At 51.1% G+C, this 3,885-nt stretch carries 3 protein-coding genes and 1 tRNA gene; all 4 read left to right on the top strand.

All coding sequences use genetic code 11. From position 1 onward, the window contains the following. Window positions 1-76: transfer RNA gene (locus tag L9G74_RS19790), tRNA-Asn, on the top strand. Window positions 77-294: 218 nt separating this feature from the next. After that, complete coding sequence (gene rsxA, locus L9G74_RS19785; RefSeq protein ID WP_238898501.1) at window positions 295-873, top strand: electron transport complex subunit RsxA; 579 nt, start codon at window positions 295-297, stop codon at window positions 871-873. Between the two features lie 13 nt (window positions 874-886). Further along, window positions 887-1,429, top strand: coding sequence for an electron transport complex subunit RsxB (rsxB, locus tag L9G74_RS19780; protein WP_238898500.1), 543 nt, complete (start codon window positions 887-889; stop codon window positions 1,427-1,429). A 6-nt stretch (window positions 1,430-1,435) separates the two neighbouring features. Continuing rightward, window positions 1,436-3,885, top strand: a 2,450-nt coding sequence (gene rsxC / locus L9G74_RS19775; RefSeq protein WP_238898502.1) for an electron transport complex subunit RsxC, incomplete at its 3' end; no start/stop codon positions are given.

The raw sequence follows: 3,885 nt of genomic DNA, 5'->3' as shown, positions 1-3,885 counted from the left end.
TCCCCTGTAGTTCAGTCGGTAGAACGGCGGACTGTTAATCCGTATGTCACTGGTTCAAGTCCAGTCAGGGGAGCCACGCTACGCTAATATCCCTTCTCTAATTCTGTTAAAAATCAATCCCTTATAAAGTGTTCATCACGTTTGATACAACAACCCACTGCTATTGTCGCAATTATTGGGTTTATTTACGGCTGTCTGCTGGTAAATAACGCTAACCCTTGAATTCTATGTGTTGTTTATCGTGGCTTAAATGTCGATAATAAGCGTCTTGCGAAATAACCAAATTGCGTTGCAATGACTGAATATTTATTGCTGTTGATCGGTACGGTACTGGTCAACAACTTTGTATTAGTAAAATTTCTTGGCTTGTGCCCGTTTATGGGCGTATCAGGCAAGCTTGAGTCTGCCCTTGGCATGGCGATGGCCACCACTTTTGTACTGACGTTAGCTTCCATTTTAAGTTATCTGGTCAACCAGTATCTGTTGCTGCCATTTGATCTCACCTATCTGCGCACCATGAGTTTTATTTTGGTGATCGCCGTCGTAGTGCAATTTACCGAAATGGTGGTGCAAAAGACCAGCGCGTCACTCTATCGCGCCCTAGGGATCTATCTGCCACTGATCACCACCAACTGTGCGGTATTGGGCGTTGCGCTGCTTAACATCAATGAACAACACAACTTATTACAAAGTGCCGTGTATGGTTTTGGTGCCGCCGTTGGCTTTTCTCTGGTGTTAATCCTATTTTCTGCCATGCGTGAACGCTTAGCCGCTGCCGATGTGCCAACGCCATTTAAAGGCGGCGCGATTGCCATGATCACCGCAGGACTGATGTCACTGGCCTTTATGGGCTTTGCTGGCCTAGTGAAATAATAGAGAGGCACAGATGTTAACAGCTGTAATTTTATTGACACTGCTGGCCTTAGTCTTTGGTGTCATTTTGGGCTTTGCCGCGGAGAAGTTCCGTGTAGAAGGCAACCCGATTGTTGATCAGATTGAAACCTTGCTGCCGCAGACCCAGTGCGGTCAATGCGGCTATCCCGGCTGCCGCCCGTACGCAGAAGCCATCGCTAACGGCGAGAAAATCAATCGTTGCCCACCGGGTGGCACCGCCACCATGGAAAAGCTTGCCGACCTCATGGGCGTAGAACCAGAGCCTTTAGCGGCAGAAGCCCAAGAACAGATAAAAAAAGTGGCGTATATCCGTGAAGAGGAATGTATTGGTTGCACTAAGTGCATTCAAGCTTGTCCAGTAGATGCCATTGTTGGTGCCGGTAAGCTGATGCATACCGTATTAACTGTTAATTGTACCGGTTGTGATCTATGCGTTGAGCCCTGCCCTGTTGACTGCATCGATATGATCCCTGTGGCACAAGACACACGTAGTTGGGATTGGCGCCTAAATGCCATTCCAGTGAAAACTTTGTAATTGGGGATAGCGCTCTTGAATCTTATCGACATTATTGATCAAAACACGCTATGGCCATTGGCCGGTGGTATTCATCCACCACAAATGAAGCAGTTGTCCAATCAAGCGCCAATCGCGCGATTACCGTTGGCTGATGAATATTGGGTGCCGCTGCCACAAGTTGGCGATAGCGCAATACTGGCGGTACAAGTGGGCGATCAGGTGCTGAAAGGTCAGCCGCTGACGCAAGCCGCAGGTGCCATGTATTGTGCCGCACATGCGCCGACATCGGGTACAGTCACCCATATTGAACCGCGCGCCAGTAACCACGCATCAGGCTTGCCGCAGCTGACTTGTGTGATTGCCGCTGACGGTAAAGATACTGAAGTCAGCTATGAACTCGCCTCACTAGCGAGTTTAAGCAAAGAACAACTGCTGCGTCGTATTCGCGATGCCGGTATCGCTGGTATGGGCGGCGCCATGTTCCCCAGCCATATCAAACTGAACCCAGCTAACGCTATCGATCTACTGATTATCAATGGTGTCGAGTGCGAGCCTTACATCACCTCTGATGATCGTTTGATGCGCGAACATGCCAAAGGCATTGTGGCGGGTATTGAGATTATTCAACAGTTAGTGCAAGCCAAGCGCATTGTTATCGCTATTGAAGACAACAAAGCGGAAGCTGCGGCCAGCATGACCACAGCAGTGGCGCAACATAGTGCATTGAAATCGCTCACCAGCGTGCGGGTTATTCCAACTAAATATCCTTCCGGTGGTGAAAAGCAGCTTATTCAGATCCTTACTGGTCAAGAAGTACCATCAGGCTCGATTCCTGCGCAACTCGGTATTGTGGTGCATAACGTCGGCACCTCGTTAGCCATTCGTGACGCGGTACTAGACGGTAAGCCACTGCTCGAGCGAGTAGTCACCGTGACTGGTGGTAATCTGACCCAAAACGCCAACTACTGGCTGCCAATTGGCACGCCCGTCAATCACGTATTACGCCAATGCGGCATCAAAGACACCGACAATGCGGAAGTGATTATTGGCGGTCCGATGATGGGCTACACCCTGTTCGATGCTGCGGTGCCGGTACTTAAAGGTACCAACTGTTTGTTAGTGCCCAGCATTGACGAACTTAGCCACCCACAACAAGAACGTGCCTGTATCCGCTGTGGTGAATGTGCCCAAGTGTGTCCGGCAGATTTATTGCCGCAACAACTTTTCTGGCATGCCAAAGCACAAGAGTACGACAAAGCGACCGCCTTTAACCTGCAAGATTGCATTGAATGTGGTTGCTGTGCCTATGTCTGCCCGTCGGATATTCCGTTAGTGGAATACTATCGGGTTGCCAAAGCAGCAATTCGCCAAGCGAACGCTGATAAAGTGCAAGCCGATCAAGCCAAGATTCGCTACGAAGCGCGCTTAGCGCGGTTAGAGCAAGAGAAACAAGAACGTGAGGCCAAAGCACGTGAAGCGGCTGAACGCCGTAAAGCCAGCATGAGCGGCGATGAAAAAGATGCCGTAGCCGCCGCCTTAGCGCGTGTTAAAGCCAAAAAAGCCGAGACAACAGCAGAGCCTGCAAGTCCAACTCCGACGGCGGCATCTGACGATAAACAATCTCAAGTTGCTGCCGCTATCGCCCGAGCTAAAGCTAAAAAAGCGCAGCAAGCTGATGACGCGGCTGAAACCGATACGACCAGCGCCGCAAGTGACGATAAAAAGTCACAAGTTGCTGCCGCTATTGCCCGCGCAAAAGCTAAAAAAGCACAGCAAACCGATGACGCGGCTGCAACCGATACGACCAGCACCGCAAGTGACGATAAGAAGTCACAAGTTGCCGCAGCTATCGCCCGCGCGAAAGCCAAAAAAGCGCAGCAAGCCGATGACGCGGCTGCAACCGATACAGGCAGCACCGCAAGTGACGATAAAAAGTCACAAGTTGCTGCCGCTATTGCCCGCGCAAAAGCCAAAAAAGCGCAGCAAGCCGATGACGCGGCTGCAACCGATACAGGCAGCACAGCAAGTGACGATAAAAAGTCACAAGTCGCTGCCGCTATCGCTAGAGCAAAAGCTAAAAAGGCGGCTGAGCAAGCAGCAGATGCCAACGAGGCGCCTGCCGAGGCGAGCCCCGCTGCAACAGAAAAAGTGGTTTCCGAAACTGAGTCGCAAAACAGTGCCGACGCGAGTAAGCAAGCACGGGTTGCCGCCGCAGTAGCCAGAGCCAAGGCGAAGAAAGCTCAGCAATCAACAGCTAGTGAAGCAGCTATCGAGCCAGATAATTCATCAGCAACGGATGTTGACGCCGATACCGCACCGCAGCAAGACGCTAACGACAGTAAACAAGCGCGCATTGCGGCCGCCGTGGCTAAAGCCAAGGCCAAGAAAGCTGGGCTTACGGATGATATGGAAACCGCAGCCGAGCCAGAAATGGCATCAGTAGCGTCTACACCATCCCAAAACGTTGACGACAG

Origin of the sequence: Shewanella electrica (assembly GCF_022321485.1) — a bacterium.
GTDB lineage: Bacteria > Pseudomonadota > Gammaproteobacteria > Enterobacterales > Shewanellaceae > Shewanella > Shewanella electrica.
Note: the sequence above shows the minus strand (reverse complement) of the source record. Positions and strands in the feature narration are given on the sequence as shown.

Excerpts from the sequence above, each read along its gene's own strand:
- rsxA (WP_238898501.1), top strand. The coding sequence starts at position 295 with ATGACTGAATATTTATTGCTGTTGATCGGTACGGTACTGGTCAACAAC.
- rsxB (WP_238898500.1), top strand. The coding sequence starts at position 887 with ATGTTAACAGCTGTAATTTTATTGACACTGCTGGCCTTAGTCTTTGGT.